Origin of the sequence: Acinetobacter stercoris (assembly GCF_900323515.1) — a bacterium.
Taxonomy (GTDB): domain Bacteria; phylum Pseudomonadota; class Gammaproteobacteria; order Pseudomonadales; family Moraxellaceae; genus Acinetobacter; species Acinetobacter stercoris.
Window position 1 is genome coordinate 1 of sequence record NZ_OOGT01000080.1, and the last position, 15,905, is coordinate 15,905.

General features: G+C 39.2%; 18 protein-coding genes and 1 pseudogene. 5 read left to right on the plus strand and 14 right to left on the minus strand.

Going from position 1 to position 15,905, the window contains the following annotated elements; all coding sequences use genetic code 11:
- Positions 1-107 precede the first annotated feature (107 nt).
- The 3 genes from KPC_RS09860 to KPC_RS09870 all read right to left on the minus strand — a co-directional run bounded on the left by KPC_RS09860 (position 108) and on the right by KPC_RS09870 (position 2,821).
- A complete protein-coding gene (locus KPC_RS09860) occupies positions 108-599 on the minus strand; it encodes a flavin reductase (protein ID WP_121974206.1) in 492 nt (163 codons plus the stop codon).
- 191 nt (positions 600-790) lie between these two features.
- Positions 791-1,816, minus strand: a complete 1,026-nt coding sequence (locus KPC_RS09865; RefSeq protein WP_121974207.1) for a methionine synthase — start codon at positions 1,814-1,816, stop codon at positions 791-793.
- A 27-nt stretch (positions 1,817-1,843) separates the two neighbouring features.
- A complete protein-coding gene (locus KPC_RS09870) occupies positions 1,844-2,821 on the minus strand; it encodes a DUF1852 domain-containing protein (protein WP_121974222.1) in 978 nt (325 codons plus the stop codon).
- A 689-nt stretch (positions 2,822-3,510) separates the two neighbouring features.
- On the opposite strand from KPC_RS09870, the gene dapB reads away from it, so the two are divergent.
- Both dapB and KPC_RS09880 read left to right on the plus strand, forming a co-directional pair.
- The gene (gene dapB, locus KPC_RS09875) at positions 3,511-4,326 is read left to right on the plus strand and encodes a 4-hydroxy-tetrahydrodipicolinate reductase (RefSeq protein WP_121974208.1); all 816 of its coding nucleotides are present in this window, start codon (positions 3,511-3,513) and stop codon (positions 4,324-4,326) included.
- A 55-nt stretch (positions 4,327-4,381) separates the two neighbouring features.
- Positions 4,382-5,032 (plus strand): START domain-containing protein, encoded by a 651-nt coding sequence (locus KPC_RS09880; RefSeq protein ID WP_121974223.1) that lies wholly within the window; start codon positions 4,382-4,384, stop codon positions 5,030-5,032.
- Between the two features lie 215 nt (positions 5,033-5,247).
- On the opposite strand, the gene KPC_RS09885 is transcribed toward KPC_RS09880, so the two are convergent.
- Together KPC_RS09885 and dkgB are read right to left on the minus strand one after the other, a co-directional pair.
- A complete protein-coding gene (locus tag KPC_RS09885) occupies positions 5,248-6,414 on the minus strand; it encodes an MFS transporter (protein ID WP_121974209.1) in 1,167 nt (388 codons plus the stop codon).
- An 8-nt stretch (positions 6,415-6,422) separates the two neighbouring features.
- Entirely contained in the window at positions 6,423-7,226 is an 804-nt protein-coding gene (dkgB, locus tag KPC_RS09890; protein WP_121974210.1) for a 2,5-didehydrogluconate reductase DkgB, read from the minus strand.
- A 123-nt stretch (positions 7,227-7,349) separates the two neighbouring features.
- Between dkgB and KPC_RS09895 the strand changes: the two genes are divergently transcribed.
- Positions 7,350-8,243, plus strand: coding sequence for a LysR family transcriptional regulator (locus tag KPC_RS09895; protein WP_121974211.1), 894 nt, complete (start codon positions 7,350-7,352; stop codon positions 8,241-8,243).
- Here KPC_RS09895 and KPC_RS09900 read toward each other — a convergent pair.
- On the minus strand, positions 8,200-8,610 hold the full coding sequence (locus KPC_RS09900) for a hypothetical protein (RefSeq protein ID WP_121974212.1): 411 nt from the start codon (positions 8,608-8,610) through the stop codon (positions 8,200-8,202). The genes KPC_RS09895 and KPC_RS09900 overlap by 44 nt on opposite strands.
- A 104-nt stretch (positions 8,611-8,714) precedes the next feature.
- Here KPC_RS09900 and KPC_RS09905 point away from each other — a divergent pair, with 104 nt between their 5' ends.
- The gene (locus KPC_RS09905) at positions 8,715-10,142 is read left to right on the plus strand and encodes an aminotransferase-like domain-containing protein (RefSeq protein ID WP_121974213.1); all 1,428 of its coding nucleotides are present in this window, start codon (positions 8,715-8,717) and stop codon (positions 10,140-10,142) included.
- Positions 10,143-10,167: 25 nt separating this feature from the next.
- A complete protein-coding gene (fos, locus tag KPC_RS09910; protein ID WP_121974214.1) occupies positions 10,168-10,566 on the plus strand; it encodes a fosfomycin resistance glutathione transferase in 399 nt (132 codons plus the stop codon).
- 71 nt (positions 10,567-10,637) lie between these two features.
- Here fos and ahr read toward each other — a convergent pair.
- The 8 genes and pseudogenes from ahr to KPC_RS09950 form a co-directional block, all read right to left on the minus strand.
- Positions 10,638-11,657 (minus strand): annotated as a pseudogene (ahr, locus tag KPC_RS09915) (NADPH-dependent aldehyde reductase Ahr).
- A gap of 30 nt (positions 11,658-11,687) precedes the next feature.
- Entirely contained in the window at positions 11,688-12,242 is a 555-nt protein-coding gene (locus KPC_RS09920) for a DNA-3-methyladenine glycosylase I (protein WP_121974215.1), read from the minus strand.
- Between the two features lie 22 nt (positions 12,243-12,264).
- The gene (locus tag KPC_RS09925) at positions 12,265-12,510 is read right to left on the minus strand and encodes a hypothetical protein (protein WP_121974216.1); all 246 of its coding nucleotides are present in this window, start codon (positions 12,508-12,510) and stop codon (positions 12,265-12,267) included.
- A 15-nt stretch (positions 12,511-12,525) separates the two neighbouring features.
- Positions 12,526-13,062 (minus strand): M23 family metallopeptidase, encoded by a 537-nt coding sequence (locus KPC_RS09930; RefSeq protein WP_121974217.1) that lies wholly within the window; start codon positions 13,060-13,062, stop codon positions 12,526-12,528.
- A 50-nt stretch (positions 13,063-13,112) separates the two neighbouring features.
- The gene (gene mutY / locus KPC_RS09935; protein WP_121974218.1) at positions 13,113-14,147 is read right to left on the minus strand and encodes an A/G-specific adenine glycosylase; all 1,035 of its coding nucleotides are present in this window, start codon (positions 14,145-14,147) and stop codon (positions 13,113-13,115) included.
- Between the two features lie 125 nt (positions 14,148-14,272).
- A complete protein-coding gene (locus KPC_RS09940) occupies positions 14,273-14,641 on the minus strand; it encodes an HIT family protein (protein ID WP_121974219.1) in 369 nt (122 codons plus the stop codon).
- Positions 14,642-14,720: 79 nt separating this feature from the next.
- A complete protein-coding gene (locus KPC_RS09945; protein WP_121974220.1) occupies positions 14,721-15,458 on the minus strand; it encodes a dienelactone hydrolase family protein in 738 nt (245 codons plus the stop codon).
- Positions 15,459-15,626: 168 nt separating this feature from the next.
- Entirely contained in the window at positions 15,627-15,785 is a 159-nt protein-coding gene (locus KPC_RS09950) for a DUF1328 domain-containing protein (RefSeq protein ID WP_121974221.1), read from the minus strand.
- Positions 15,786-15,905 lie beyond the last annotated feature (120 nt).

Sequence of the window (15,905 nt, forward strand, 5' to 3'; positions counted from 1 at the left end):
CCTTTAAGTAGCGTATAAAATTTTGTTTTTTATTTAATAAAATAATTGTTGTTTAGAAAACTGCTTTTGTTATATCAGGAATGAATTGTAATCCTGTAATATAGAATTTAAACAGTTTCTGGTTGTCCTACTTGATGATAAGTACGGTTAAAGTAAACCAGACCTTGATCCTGCTGGTTTTTCTGGATGGCAACAATCGGACAAATGAAAATAGTATGCGTTCCAACTTCTTGAATCTGTTCAATCTGACAATCAAAACTCACTAAAGCATCTTCCAGAACTGGCGCACCAGTTTCCAATTCTGTCCAGTCGCCATGTTTAAATCGTTCTTCTGAGCTCATTTTAGAAGCAAATACATTGGAAATATGTTGATGCTGAGCACCCAAAACATTAACGCTTAAGATTTTATTTTCTACAAAATGACCATGTGATCTGGAAGCTTTATTCATGCAGACCAATAATGTCGGAGGGGTATCAGTAACACTGCATACAGCAGATGCGGTAAATCCGTGGCAACCAGATTTCCCTACTGTAGTCACGACATTGACTGCACTTGTTAACAAAGACATTGCATTTTTAAAGTCTGTTGCTTCGATCATCACTTGTTCCTAAGCTCCTAAATGGAACTATCCTTTTGTATATGTTTATATGCCACGTGACTTTGACGCGAAAGCATATATTAGCTAATTGAGTTTTAACTAGAAAGGACGCTTTCCCTTTGTTTTGAGGAAAGTGAACAGCTTTACAGGAAGTAAAACTGTTCAGCTTTATATATCGCTAGTCGTCAATACTAAGCGAGTTCTTTGCGAATGATTTCTGCACCGGCACTTAAAGCATTTAATTTACCTCTTGCGACTTGGCGTGACAAAGGTGCCATACCACAATTGGTGCAAGGGTAGAGCTTGTCGGCATCTACGAATTGTAGTGCTTTGCGTAGAGTATCGGCAACTTCCTCTGGTGTTTCAATAGTATTGGTCGCCACATCTATGGCTCCTACCATCACTTTTTTACCGCGAATAAGTTCAATTAGATCCATTGGAACACGAGAATTGTGGCACTCTAAAGAAACAATATCGATCTTGGATTTTTGTAACTTCGGAAACGCTTCTTCATACTGACGCCATTCTGAGCCTAGTGTCTTTTTCCAATCTGTATTGGCTTTGATACCGTAGCCATAACAAATATGTACTGCAGTTTCACATTTGAGACCTTCAAGTGCTCTTTCTAATGTAGCAACTCCCCAGTCATTTACTTCGTCAAAGAAGACGTTAAATGCAGGCTCATCAAATTGAATAATATCAACACCAGCAGCCTCTAATTCTCTCGCTTCCTGATTGAGAATTTTGGCAAATTCCCATGCAAGTTTTTCACGGCTTTTATAATGGTTATCATACAGCGTATCAATCATGGTCATGGGGCCAGGCAAAGCCCATTTAATCGGTTGACTGGTAAGCTGACGCAAGAATTTTGCATCTTCAACAAAAACAGGTTTTTCGCGAGCTACAGCACCAATAACTGTCGGCACACTTGCATCATAGCGATTACGAATTCTAACGGTCTCACGTTTCTCAAAATCTACGCCACTGAGGTGTTCAATAAAGGTGGTAACAAAGTGTTGGCGAGTTTGCTCACCATCACTGACAATATCAATACCTGCAAGTTGCTGTTCTTGCAATGACAAACGTAAGGCATCGAGTTTGCCATCAATCAGTTGATCGTCTTGTAATTTCCAGGGTGACCAGAGTTTTTCAGGTTCTGCAAGCCAGGAAGGTTTAGGTAAGCTGCCAGCTGTCGAAGTAGGTAATAATCTTTTCATAATCAATAGTCTTATCTTTTGGTTTAATTAAACAGCGTAATCAGCAGCCCATTGCTCAAGCGTATTTTTATATGGCTTGATGAAATGCTGTTCAGTGTATTTGCCTTGTTTTACAGCTAATTGACTACGCTCTTCACGGTCATAAACAATTTGTGTCGATGAATAGTCCTGATGCTTCAAACTTGGTTGATAGCATTTCCCTGCAGCAGAATTGGCATTGTAAATCTCAGGTCGATAAATTTTTTGGAATGTTTCCATTGTGCTAATGGCACTAATCAGCTCAAGATTTGTATAGTCACTTAGCAAATCACCGCTAAAATAAAATGCAAAAGGTGCAACGCTATTGGCAGGCATAAAATAGCGAACCTCTAAGCCCATTTTTTTGAAATATTCATCAGTAGAAGAATATTCATTTTGCTGGTACTCAACACCTAATATTGGATGCTGATTTTCAGTACGATGGTAGATCTTACTGCTTGATACGCTAAGGCAAATTACAGGTTGTTTATCGAACCTCTCTTTGTAAGCATCTGAATTTACAAAATGCTGAAAAAGTTTTCCGTGCAAGTTACCAAAATGATCTGGCAGGCTAAATTGAGATTTGTCTTTATTAAATTCTGGTAGTAATACGCTAAAATCATAATCCCGCACATAAGAAGAAAAACTGTTTCCGACCATGCCATCAATGCGTTCATTATTTTTGTGATCGATAATATTCGTTTTCAATATTTCAATCATAGGGAAGGCTTCACCATTACCTTCAATATCCATATTTCCTGAAATGATTTCAATTTCAACAGAGTAACGATCGCCATTAGGGTTATCCCAATGTGCCAAGTCATTGAAACGATTGTTAATCATCCTTAACGTGTTACGCAAGTTCTGTTGACGGCTTTCTCCTCTAGCTAAATTAGCAAAGTTGGTAGTGAGGCGCGTCTTGTCTGAGGGATGATAGTTTTCATCAAAGCTAATGCTTTTAATCGTAAATATGAACTCGTTACTCATGGTGATCTGGTACCCTAATTTCTGCGATAAAACCTGAATTTTTTTCATGCTCTTCATGGACTTTCCAGTTTTTGTTTGGATCATTCCAGACAATAGAGTCCCTGGTTTTTCTGATTTTTACCTAATGGTTCTCTTCAGAATTAACAATAATATGGGCTATCGTTAAGAGCATGGTGTAATTTATACCTGAATCAAAACATGAATAAAAATGATTTTGCCTCATTAAAAAATGAATAAAATTCATGTCTAGTATTTCTATCACATTAAGAAAGAGTTACGTTATAGGTATGTTGCATAGAAGCTGGTTATGCCACTGATCAATCATGTATTCAGACCTGTCAGAGGAATTGATGAACAATAGGTCAGATGGTATCTGGTTAAAAAAAGCAGGAAGTTAAAAATATTGAACAAGCACGTTGATAAAGATTCTTAAATTTTACTAANAATAATACAACATATATGGAATGACTAGATTTGCTATTTTGAATGAATCTATTCGGTATGCTTTTATGAGTTATCTTTTTGATCAAATAAAAGTTTTATATTGATATTATCATTGTGGGGTATTGTAATAATAAGAAAAAATACAGCATGTATTTTATCGACATTTTCTCACCATATCTTTTTTCCAAAACCTTATCTTTTGTTATAGTAGACACAATTTAAAAGTTTAGATTTAGGAAGATCTTATGTCACAAGCTCCACGCATAGGTATTGTCGGTGCTGGCGGTCGTATGGGCCGTACGTTGATCCAAGCTGTTCAGCAGGCAGGATATCAACTTGCAGCGGCAGTAGAACGCCCAGAAAGCACACTTGTTGGTTCAGATGCAGGTGAACTTGCAGGAATCGGCGCTATTGGAGTGAAAGTGGTCGGACATTTAGAAGAAGTTCTAAAAGACTGTGATGTAGTTATCGACTTTACTGCACCTGTTGCAACCGCTGCGAACCTGAAGCTATGTAGCGAAGCTGGTGTGGCGATGGTGATTGGTACAACAGGTATGAATGATGAACAAAAAGACCTGCTGAATCAAACTGCGACAAAAACACCAGTAGTGTATGCTGCAAACTACTCAGTGGGTGTAAATGTTTCGATCAAACTTTTAGAACTTGCTGCAAAAGTATTTGGCGATACTGTGGATATTGAAATCATCGAAGCGCATCATCGTCATAAAGTCGATGCTCCATCTGGTACAGCCCTGATGATGGGAGAAGCGGTGGCAGATACTCTTGGTCGTAACCTGAAAGAAGTTGCAGTCTATGGGCGTGAAGGTCATACGGGACCACGTGATCGTCAAACAATTGGTTTCGAAACCATTCGTGGTGGTGATATCGTTGGTGAACATACCGTGATGTTTATCGGTGAGGGTGAGCGGGTTGAAATCACTCATAAAGCAACTAACCGCATGAACTTTGCAGCGGGTGCTGTACGTGCAGCGGCTTGGGTTGTCGGCAAAGACGCGAAAAAGTACGATATGAAAGATGTTTTAGGCTTAAATGATATTTAAGCCTAACTTTAAAATATATAAAATAAAAAACCTGAAAGAAGATTTGAATAATAAAATGAAAAAGACAGTGATGTTTATAGCTTGTGTTGTCAGTAGTTTGAGTTTGGCAACACAGGCAGCCTTACCCAGCAATGCTAAACTCAGTTTAGATAAAAATAATGTAAAGGTGTGGACATATAAGGACTCCAATAATTCGGTATTGTCCTATAAGTCGGAAACCATGTTTGATGTACCTATTGAAAAAGCAGTAGCACTGGTTCTGGATCTTGAACATGCACCTCGTTGGGCACCCAATATTGCCAAGGTTGAATTACTTTCACGCGATGACAAAAAAGGTGAATTTACCATCTATATGATTTTACATTTCCCATTCCCACTTAAAAATAGAGATATGGTAGCTCGTGGTAAAATCACTAAAGATGCCAATGGAAATATCAGTATAAAAAATAAAGCGATTATTGGGGGGAAAGCTAAAAATGCGAACTATGTTCGTATGACAAATTATGAGGGGGATTGGACTTTCCAGAAGTTGGGTCCGAATAAAGTAAAAGTCTCCAATGCAGGTTTTGCGGATCCCGAAGGGGCTATTCCATCAAGTGTCGCAAATATGTTTGTAGAGCAAATGCCTTATCAAATGCTGCAAAAAATGAAACTTGAACTCGCTAAAAACCCAAAGCTTCCACCCTTGCCTGAAATGCTGAAGTAAGTGATCAGGATGTAGTGTTACCTTCTTCATAGTAGAAGAAGGGGAGAACTATTTTATAAACCGAGTTACTCTGAAGATTGTTTCTCTTTTTCAAAGAGGCTATGAATATATTCTGCAGGAAAACACCTGATTGGACTGATGGGTATATCCATATACCCATCCCAACATAGCATCCCGCTTTTTCTTAATAGCGCATGATGATGAAATTGAAAAAACTAACAAGTCTGTTGGATTTCTTGGCCATTCATTTTCATTTGTATAAATACTAAACATAAACCTAAAGCTGTCAGTACAGCGCCAGTAATCGAAACTGCAGCATAACTCATGCCCATGCCGAGTACGGCACCACCTGCCGCTGCACCAAGTGCATTTCCAAGATTAAAAGCACCTATATTGACTGATGATGCGAGTCCCGGGGCTTCATGAGCAACAGACATTACACGCATTTGTAGTGGTGGGACGACGGCAAATGCGGCAGCTCCCCAGATCACCAATGCAATCGCAGCGCCTATATGTGTTTGTGCCAATATGGGGAAGAGCAACATCATGACCATAAGCAACAATAAAAAGCCAGTAAGGGTTTTGGTTAAAGACAAATCTGCAAACTTTCCACCCAAGTGGTTTCCAATCGAAAATCCGATTCCGATTAAAACTAACATCAAGGTAATAAAGCCAGGACTGGCGTGTGTGATATGAATGAGGCTTGGTGCAATATATGTATATAGCGTAAACATTGCACCTGCACTCATTACGGTTGTTAAAAGTGCCAGTACGACAGGTAAACGTGTTAAGACTCGAAGTTCGGCTTTAACATTTGGACGTTGTCCTCTTGAACTCTCGGGCAAGGCTTTCCACAATGCCAACATCGTGATTAAACCTAGCACTGCAATGGCAGCAAAAGACATCCTCCAGCCGATGTTTTGCCCAACCCATGTTGCAAGAGGAACTCCTCCTATATTGGCAATAGTTAATCCCATAAACATGGTAGCAACTGCACTGGCTTGCTTATCTTTGGGGACAACACTGGTCGCAACAATCGATCCTATTCCAAAAAATGCTCCATGATTTAAACTGGTAATGATACGAGCACCCATCAAACCTAGATAGTTAGGAGCAATTGCTGCCAAAATATTGCCAAGCGTAAAAATACTCATCAGCAAGATCAGAGCCTTACGCCTGGAAAAATGTCCAAACCATAGCGTCATGACCGGTGCACCAATCATCACGCCGAGGGCATATGCTGTGATGAGCATACCTGCTGTAGGAATGGAAATATGCAGATTTTCAGCGATCTGCGGTAGAAAACCCATTGGTGAGAACTCTGTAGTCCCAATTGCAAACGCACCTACGGCTAATGCGAGTAGAGGAAAATTAATTTTCATATCATTTCCTAATCCCATTCTGGTGCTAAGTTCTCAGGATTGACTTCACGTCCATTTCGTTCAAGAGAGGAGATCTGCAACATTTCTTCTGTATTTAACTGGATATCCTGTGCTTTCAGATTGGCGAGCAAGTGTTCGCGTTTAGTCGAAGAGGGAATCACGGCATAACCATTTTGTAATGCCCAAGCCAGAGCAATTTGTGCAGTTGAGGTTTGATAGGTTTTTGCAATTTTACCTAAAACAGGATCGTTGAGGACTTTGCCGTAAGCGAGTGTCATATAAGATGTCACATCAATATTTTGAGACTGCAAAAAACTGGCTAATTTTTGATTTTGCAAATAGGGGCTAAGCTCAATCTGATTAGTTGTAATATTTTCTATACCTACAGCATCAATCGCCTGTTGAGTCAGCTCAATGTTGAAATTGGAAATACCAATATGTTTTGTTAAACCTTGATGTTTTGCTTCCAGTAAATTTTGCATCATTTCAGTTATGGAAATTCCCAGTTTGGGCGCAGGCCAATGGATTAATGTTAAATCTACGACGTCTGTACCAAGTTTATGTAAACTCTCTTTTAAACTAGGGATCAATTTTTCATGTGAATAATGCTCTGTCCAGATTTTGGTCGTAATGAACAGATCTTGACGATTGACGGCACTTTCACGGATCGCTTGACCAACTTCAGTTTCATTGCCATAGATTTGTGCGGTATCTACTGCTCTATAACCGGTTTCAAGTGCATTTTTTACCGAGTCGACAACAGCCTGACCAGATAAACGAAATGTACCTACACCAAATTTGGGAACAATCATAAAAATCTCGAATTATATTCTGTGAAATTGCACTTATTTTGCGGATTTTTTATTTGCAAAAAAATAGAGAAATTTGCAAAATATTATTGACTAAAAATCAATAAATACATATCAGAAATTGCGATGAAATCAACTTTAGATGAATTACAGGCTTTTATTAGTATTGTAGATACGGGGTCAATTGCCCGGGCAGCAGAACATTTATCACAAACGACCTCAGGTGTAAGTCGAGCATTACAGCGTCTGGAAAGTAAATTGAATGTTACACTTTTAGAGCGAACTACACGTAAACTCAAGCTGACACAGGAAGGGCAGTTATTTTTAGAAAAAGCCAAGAAAATTGTGAATGATTTAAATGAAGCAGAAGATGCTTTGCTCAGGTCTGATAGTGAATCTTCGGGGCTGATAAGAGTTGATTCAGCAACACCTTTTGTTTTACATGTAATTGCACCTTTGATCAATGAGTTTGTAGAGCGTTATCCAAATATACAAATTGAACTCAATAGTAATGATCAAGTGATAGATTTATTGGAACATAAAACTGATGTTGCAATTCGTTTTGGCGAGTTAAACGACTCCAGTTTACATGCCAAACTGATATGTAAATATCGATTGTATATCGTAGCAAGCCCCGAATATTTGGAAAAAAATGGTTTACCTCAAACGCCAAAGGAGCTATTGGATCATTCAATCTTGGGGTTCAGTAAACTGAATCATTTAAATATCTGGCCGATTCCGGTCAATGGTGAACATCTCAAGGTATTTCCAAAAATAAAATCATCGAATGGTGAAACTGTCCGGCAGTTGGCATTACAAGGCTTAGGTATTACTTGCTTATCCCGTTTTCTGATTGAAGAGGATCTGAAACAAGGCAATTTAATTGCCTTGTTTGAAGATCAAATAGAACGTTATTATCAACATATTCATGCTGTGTATTATCAGCAAGAGCATCTGCCAAAACGGGTTCGTCTGTTTATTGAGTTTTTGGCAGAAAAGCTAGCGTGGACGCTGCAGTAGCTTGAATTGTCGGATCTGTATCAGTATGTATTAATGTTTGAGATAGCTTATTTGGTATCTTTAATGAAAGTACATATTGCTGCTGTGCTGTTTGATGGCATTCAAAGGTAAACTTTTTGGGCGAAATATTATTTAATTTGGCGGCAGCATCGCTTGCATTTTTATATGTATATTCTCGCTGATTACTTTGGGTTAGTAATGTCGGTTGTAACCGATATAAGTAATAATCCCCCAGATGATTTGCTTTAAGATAGCTTTGAATAAGCGATTTGCAGATTTGGTGCTGTTGTTGTGCCAGTTTATTTTCTGGTTTGTTATGACATGCCAGCAAGGCAAAAGCCAATATTATAAATATGATGATTTTCATATTTTTTTCCTTTTTTATCGACTGTTGTGGGTGACATGAGGAGAATAAATCTGTTATTTTTATAGTTACAGATACAATAATTACTAAAAAATGGATACAGCGGAATGAGTTTCCAATATCAGATACTTGCCCAACAGATCGTTCAAAAAATTTATAGTGGTGAGCTGGAAACAGGGCAACGTTTAAGTTCTCTCAGACAGTTTGCACAGCAGCAAAGTATTAGTCTGAATACAGCAAAAAACTGTTATGAACTACTTGAGGCTCAAGGACATATTTTTGTCAAAAATAAATCGGGCTATTTTGTTCAAGCTGTGAAAAAGCAGACAGTCGCAGTTCCAAGCCATCCAGATTTTATTTCCAGACCACGTGAAGTTTCTCATCTGGATTTGCAGATCGAGATTTTGGAAGCAGCAATAGCGAGTGATGTGGTTCATTTGGGTTCAATTCAACTGTCACCAAATCTGATTCCTGTTGATGCATTACGCCGTTCGATCCAACGGGCCTTAAAACATAGTAAACCAGAAGATTTTTTATATAGTGAGCGTCAGGGACATCAGCATTTACGTGAAGCATTGAGTACACATTGGGCAGAGGATGGTTTTTTTATTTCGAGCGAAGATATTTATATCACCAATGGCTGTATGCCAGCACTCTCAGTAATCTTACAAAGTCTGACTCAAGTTGGTGATAGTGTCATTATTCCAACCCCTAATTTTAATGGGCAACTACAGCTGTTAGCAGCACTGAAACGCAGGATTATAGAAATTCCAGCGAATACCAACGGTTTTGATTTGGAACGCCTGGAACAGGCAATGCAAAACTCGGGTGCAAAAGTGTGCTTGCTGACAGCCAATTTTCAAAATCCTTTGGGCTTTTGCCTCAGCAATACTGAAAAAGAACATATCGCTAAGCTCGCTGCAAAGTATCAATGCTATGTGATTGAAGATGATATTTATTCTGAGTGTAGTTTTAGTGCAAATCGCCCATTGCCGATCAAGTATTGGGATCAGGATGGTTTTGTTGTTTTATGCAGTTCTATTTCAAAATCACTTTCACCATCTTATCGGGTTGGATGGTTGTGTATCAGCCCACGTTTAAAGCATTTACGTAGCAAAATTTTTGTTCAAAATGTGGCTGTGAATACACCATTACAATTGGGACTGGCTGATCTGATTTATAGTCGAGCCTATCGGCAGCATCTCAATGCCTTGCATCCAATTTTAATGAATCAGGTTGAACAATATCGTCAGTTTATTATTCAGGCATTTTATGGTGTGGATGTCCGTTTAAACCAGCCGCAGGGGGGATATTCATTGTGGCTTCAGTTCCCAGAAAGTATAGATGGTCTGGAGATGTATTATTTTGCTCAGGCGCAAGGTATCAACATTGTACCTGGTAAGGTTTTTGGCGAGGATGACCGTTATAGAAATTGCATCCGTTTAAATGCAGGACATGAGTTGTCAGATGAAATTCAACAGGCAATTATGGTTTTGGCGAACTGGACAAGATCTAAACTGGGTATCCCGGATTAGCTAGTTTATAAGGGACATTGTAGCGATGTTAACTGGACTAAATCACCTCACTCTTGCGGTGAGTGAAATTAAACGCAGTTTTAATTTTTATCAAAATATATTGGGTTTTCAGCCAAAGGCCAAATGGGATACTGGTGCATATTTATCTATAGGACAGTTATGGTTATGTCTATCTGTTGATAATGCTAGTCAAAAGCAGGATTATACACATTATGCCTTTACAATTTCTGAGGCTGAAATTGATGTATTTAAAAGCAGATTGAAGCGTAATGGCATAATTGAATGGAAAGAAAACCGTAGTGAAGATAGATCAGTTTATTTTCTGGATCCAGATGGTCATAAGCTGGAGGTACACTGTGGTGATCTGGCGAGTCGACTAAATGCATGCCGAAATCAGCCTTATCAAGGTATGGTCTTTTTTTAATGCTTTTATGTGTTTTTGAATGAGTGGACTTATAGATAACTCCACTCAATGTATACGGTTGTAAAATATTCTTAAAAGTCAGCTTCTAATACGATCCGATAGCGTGCTTTACCTGAGTGTAAACGTTCAATTGCATCATTAATTTTTGACATAGGATAAACTTCAATTTGTGGTGCAATATTTTTGCGAGCAGCAAATTCAAGTAATTGGCGTAAAGCAAAGGGTGAACCCGTTGGTGAACCTGTAATAGATTTTGCACCACCAATGAGTGTCCCAGCAGATATTTGTATAGGTTCTAAAACCATACCTAGCATGTGTATTGTACCATTGGGTGCAAGTGTATTCAGGTAGGCTTTCCAGTTTAAACTTACATTAACTGTACTTAAAAGTAAGTCAAATTTGCCATATTGGCTTTTGATTGCAGCATCATCCCGACTATTGATAACATGATCTGCTCCCATCGTTTTAAGCTATTCTGTCTTGTCCAGATTAGAGGTAAAAGCGGTAATCTCACAACCCCAAGCTTTGAGCAGTTTGATTGCCATATGACCAAGTCCGCCAATACCAATAACAGCTACATGGTGTACAGCTTGAATCTGATGTTTTAAAAGTGGGTCAAAAACAGTAATCCCCCCACATAATAAAGGATCTGCACTTTTAGGATCCAGATTTTCAGGAAAAGGAATGATCCATTGCCAGCCTGCACGAACTTTATCCGCGAATCCCCCGGCATGTCCAATGATCGTTGCTTTGGATTCACCACATAATACAGCTTGTCCACTTACGCAGGGGTCACAGTGCTGGCAGCTTTCAGCAGTCCAGCCGATGCCTACACGTTGTCCAATATGTAAGCCCTTAGCTTCAGAACCTAGTTTGCTAATCGTACCGATAATTTCATGACCACCGATGGCAGGAAAAATCGAGTTCTTCCACTCATTGTTGATGACTGAAAGGTCGGAATGGCAAAGCCCACAATATTCGACTTTGACTTCAACTTGATGAGGGAGAAGTTCTCCGGCATCGAATTGGTAAGGGATCAGTTTTTCACCTGCCTGCATTGCTGCATAGGCATGAATTTTATTTTCTGCCATGATTTTTTCCCGTATTTGAATGTAAATATGCTAGCGAGCGCAGCAGTCATTTTCATGGTCATTGACCATGCCGACTGCCTGCATAAATGCATATATCGTAGTAGGGCCAACAAACTTGAAACCATTCTTTTTCAATGCCTTTGACAGTTTCTGACTTGTTTCTGTCTGGGCAGGTGCATCTTTGTAGTTTGCTACATCATTATTTTGAACGGTATGTTCTACAAAACCCCAGAGCCAATCTACCATATTGATATTTTGTTGTTTCATATTCTGCCATGCAATGGCATTGTCCCGGATGGCTGTTAATTTACCAATATGCCGGATTAATCTCGCATCCTGACATTTCTGCTGCAATACATCATCACTCATTTCAGCTACGGTCTGAATGGGATGCTTGAAGAAATGATCTCGATAAGCTTCACGTTTTTTCAAAACAGTGATCCATGAAAGACCAGCTTGTTGCCCTTCTAGGCAAAGCATTTCAAATAAATGCTGTTCATCATGATTGGGTTTACCCCATTCATGATCATGGTATTCGATATAGATTGGATCATCGGAGCACCAGCCGCAGCGTTTTATGGTCATGAATTGATACTCCTTAAATTTTTTATATTTTAAAATTGATCCACTGATCTGTTTTATTGTCCCAGAAAGAAAGTTCAGCTTGGGTTAAGTCATCAAATTTAATCCAGAAATCTTTACCTGATTTATCCGAGAATCCTGTACTAATCAAAAGAGCTTCTTCAGTTATTTCCATGATCCAGCCTTGAAAGGTTTGCCCATTCAAAACAATTTTTTGTTGATTGCCTGATTCTGCAAATTCAACCAAACGACCAATCAATGCTTCCGACATGAAGTTTTCCTAAAGTTAGCGTAAATATGGATAAGGGTTCACGGCACCGCGACCTTTACCTGCCAAGTATAATCCATAGTGCAGGTGAGGGGCAGTATGTCTGGCATTACCAGTATTGCCAACATAGCCAATAAGAGCGCCACGTTTCACATAGTCACCTTCACGCAGACCATGTTTATGCCCACTTAAATGTGCATAGTAATGCCATGCACCACCAGGACCAATAATCCAGATAACTTTGCCACCTAGATTATTTCCCTTTAAGCTAGCAACAACTCCTTCAGTTGTACTATAAACTTTGGTTCCACGTGGAGCCAGAATATCAATTCCTTCATGTGAGCGTCCCTGGCTGCGGGCAGCACCCCATGTATCGGTAAGCTGACTGGCACGGACACCTTGTACAGGTATAGGTAATCGGTCAGGCATAGACATGGCTTTTAATTTTGAGATTTGAGCTTGCGGGAGTGGTGTTGTTTTTTTAGGAGTTGTTGTACATGCGGTGATCAGAACAGCTAAAAAACCAATCAGGCAATATCGAAGTAAACCAGACACGAGAGATCCTATTTAAAATTTATAAAGTTGATGACTCGTGTCTGACTATGTCACATTTTTAGGGCTGTGATCAATTTTTTCATGGCTGTTGGAATCCCCATTTGTGTAGCTTTTTGTGGTTCTAGCCATTCTCCGCCAAGCTCAGTCTGAATATATTCTTGCTGATCCTGATCAACTTCGAAAATATGAGTATTTAACAGCCATGTAAAATGGGTAAAGCTATGTGAAATCTGCACAGGTTCAGTTTTGGATATCAGTTTGAAGCTTTGACATAGTTGTTGAAATTTAGACTCGTCTTCTACAATAGGCAAGCACCATAATCCGCCCCAGAGTCCAGTATTGGGACGCTGTTGCCAGAGCCACTGTTTATTGTTTTTGATTAAAATAACTTTTGCTGATTTTACTGGAACTGGTTTTTTGGGTTTTTTGTAGGGAAGTTCGGTTTCCAGACCTTGTTGATGTGCCTGACAATGTGCCTGCATTGGACAATACAGGCACAGAGGCTTTTTAGGTGTGCAAACTGTTGCCCCCAAATCCATGATGGCCTGAGTATAATCATGGTTTCGCGTTGTTGGACAGAGACGATCTGCCAGCTCCCACATCGCTTTTTCATGTACGGGTTTAGACAGGTCATCTTCTATAGCAAAAAAACGGGAGAGCACACGTTTGACATTGCCATCCATGATCACGCCATATTGACGTAAGCCCAATGACATAAGTGCACCTGCGGTAGAGCGACCTATGCCTGGCAGTTCAATCCATCCTTCCAGATCTCTGGGGAACTCACCATTATGACTGACAATAGCTGCTGCTTTATGTAAATTTCTGGCACGTGCATAGTAACCCAGTCCCGCCCAGTAAGGAGCAACATCATCCCAACAAGCTTTGCCCAAGTCATCTACAGTAGGAAAACGCTCAATAAAACGGTCAAAATATTGTAGGACTGTTTTCACCTGAGTCTGCTGTAGCATAATTTCCGATACCCATACTTTGTATGGATCATCTGCAACTTGCCAAGGTAAGTCATGTCTTCCATGCTGATCGAACCAAGTTAAAAGTGCATCTGAAAAGGAGAAATCTGACATGTGGACTCAAGTATAAAAATAGCGCTTAAGTATAACCAAACTCGGTTGTTTCTAGTGTGATAAATCAGTATGAATTGAAACACATCAAAAAAGGCGCAGTAGCGCCTGTTTCGATTTAGCGAAGATTATTCTTCATTAATAATACCCCAGCGTCTATCCAGCTTTAATGGTTGGTCTTTATAACGAGGAATGATATGAATATGGAAGTGGTCTGTTTCTTGTGTTTCAAAAACGTTGCCGTCGTTGAATGCAATATGAAAACCTTCGGGTTGATGTCTGATTTTTAACTCATTTCTAGCCAGTTCTAGTAATGACGAAAGGCTCTTACGCTCTTTATCTGTAACATCAAAAAAAGATGACACATGACGTAATGGAATAATGACTGAATGACCTTCAGTTAAGGGATTGGGTTCAGGCAAAATCGCGCCAAAGTCATTTTTATCGATGATATTAAACTCATCAAACTCACAATATGGGCATTTTTTTTCAGTCATTATATTGTCCTCTAAGTTGTATCAGACTCTTGATTTGAGCTTTTAAAATCAGTAAAGCTACTTTGATCGAGTCGCTAAATTAATCTAAAGTCCTTTTAAATAAGGCATACATTGCATCGAGTCCCTTTTTTTCTGCATCTGGGTTATAGCCCAGATCTATACCATTGGTTTTTGCTCGCTCATCAGCAAGCGGATTACTAAATCCATGTTTGGCATCTTTCAGAATAATTACTTCATAATTGGCAGCAGCTTGATTCATTTCATTTTTAAAGCTCTCGACATTTTCTAAAGTAACCATGCTGTCCAGTTCACCATGCAAAACAAGAAGTTCAGCTTGTACTTTGCCTTTTTCAGCAGGTGCTTTTGGTGCCAGGGTGCCATGAAATGATGCAACAGCTTTAACCGGAGCACCAGAACGGGCTAAATCTAAAACGACTTTTCCCCCATAACAAAAACCAATAGCTGCCAGTTTATTGCTGTCAACTTCAACTTGGGCTGCCAAAGTGTCTAAACCTGCTGTTGCACGATCTACAATAGTGTCTGCATTTTGAAATGTTTGGGTCATCCACTCATTGGCCTGAGAAGCCTGTTCTGTTACTTTTTTATCACCGTACATGTCGATTGCCAGAGCTGCATATCCCTGTTCTGCAAGTTCACGGGCACGTTGTTCGGTGTATTCTGTACGTCCCCACCATTCAGGTGCAACAATAACTCCCGCGACAGGCTCTGCTGTCTCTGGTGTAGCAAAATATCCGATAAGGCGAGTGCCGTCTTTAGCTTGATATTCTATTTCGCGAGTTTTTATTGCAACTGTCATGTTAAAATCCTTGTATATAAGCGATAAGAGTTTGATTAAATCATAAAAACAACGTTTTAAAATGACTTTGTGATGAATTATCACAATAGAAATGTGAGAAAATATGTTGTGATGACATAAAAAAAGAAGGAATAAATCCTTCTTTTTGTTGAGTAAAATACTAGAGTTTTAGGCTCGACCGCGTGATATAAACCCTACGATTGCTAAAATTACGGCAACAACCAGAAGGATGACTGCAAAGTCTTTAGAAAGACCTGCCACACCACCAAAACCTAATAAACTTGCGATGAGTGCGATAACAGCAAAAATAATAGCCCAGCGAAACATAATTATTTTCTCCATGTGTTTTTATAAATCTGACTTAAAATATAAAAATATTTTTTGCTAATCAAAAGCTTTTTTTTGTTTTAAAAATGTTCAATTTATTAATTTAAGTAAATACTGTGT